We start from the raw sequence: 1,257 nt of genomic DNA, 5'->3' as shown, positions 1-1,257 counted from the left end.
AATAAGCCACAGGGACGGTTCTGGTCTTATGGATGGATTACACTTAAATATCTAGTAATAATCAACTATTTCATTTTCCTCTAACCTATTATGAGATCGATGTTTGTACAAAAGTTACGATGCTTTGCCCCTTTGGATATGGTTTTCTAAAGGGGCGTTTTCCTATTGAAAGGAAAAGTGTAAATATATTTCTTCTCTATGGACAAACTTATTTTGTAGATTTATTCAAGGAGGAAGTAAATATGGTAAACGATAGCAAACAGGTAATGGAACGTATTTGGGCTGAAACGTGTGGTTCATGGGAAAACTGCACTGAGGAAAACATTCAGTCTTTCTTAGCAGAATGCCTAGAAAAGAGCATAGACCCACAATATTGTATGAGTTGGGTAGAGCAATATAGCAACCAAATCCCTAATTGGTCAGCCGTTTCGAAGGTATCTCTTGATTGGGTAAATGAACATACTTCAACTGGTTCGCCTATTAACGGATATGAACCTCAGTAACAAGGAGAGAAATACTCTCCTCTTTTTTATGCTTGAAGTTTATACCGTACCGCATAAATTTTTTAATTTAAAGGAAAGTATCTACTGCTTTAACAACGATCAGCGACTTTTGTTATTGTGCTAACGATCAGTATAGTTAAAAAAGGAATTTAACATTAAATCTCGAATATCTAATGTAATCGAAAAACTAAAAATTTAAAGAAAGACAGGTGTTAGTAACCATGATAAAAGGTTTCGGTGGAATATTTTGGAGAACCAAGAATCTTGATGTTGTAAAAAAATGGTACAGTGAAGTGTTGAAGATTGAAATAAATAATTGGAATATGACTATTATCAAACCCCATTCAGGAAATGAGACGATCTTTTCTTTCTTTGCCGAGGATGACAGTTATTTTCCAACAGAACAACAAGTGATGTTAAATTTTCAAGTACATGATCTAAACGAGACTATTAAGCATCTAGAACAAATTGGTGTACCTCTTGCTAAGGAAAAAGAGGTTGGTGAGTATGGAAAGTTTGTTTGGATTGAAGATCCTGAAGGTCGACTGATTGAGCTTTGGGAGAAATAACGAGTTGTCATTTATTTGCTATTGAGCTATCAGGGGCTTTACTTGAAAATCCGGCTGCTAATGGCAGCCTTTTTGTTTATTCAACTATAGGGAGTTTAATGGAAGAAGAGGTATTTTTAGAAGCGTGTTGAAATAATTAATATATAGAGATAATTCAATTCAACATTTTTTATGGGGGGAGAGAT

At 34.5% G+C, this 1,257-nt stretch carries 2 protein-coding genes; both read left to right on the top strand.

The window, feature by feature from the left end; genetic code table 11:
- Positions 1–242 precede the first annotated feature (242 nt).
- On the top strand, positions 243–503 hold the full coding sequence (locus BSO02S_RS25940; RefSeq protein ID WP_066074917.1) for a hypothetical protein: 261 nt from the start codon (positions 243–245) through the stop codon (positions 501–503).
- Between the two features lie 221 nt (positions 504–724).
- Complete coding sequence (locus BSO02S_RS25935; protein WP_066074915.1) at positions 725–1,072, top strand: VOC family protein; 348 nt, start codon at positions 725–727, stop codon at positions 1,070–1,072.
- The last annotated feature ends 185 nt before the right edge of the window (positions 1,073–1,257 follow it).

Origin of the sequence: Neobacillus soli NBRC 102451 (assembly GCF_001591665.1) — a bacterium.
GTDB classification, from domain to species: domain Bacteria; phylum Bacillota; class Bacilli; order Bacillales; family Cytobacillaceae; genus Neobacillus; species Neobacillus soli.
The sequence above is the reverse complement of the archived record's forward strand: the minus strand, read 5'-3'. Positions and strand labels throughout refer to the sequence as shown.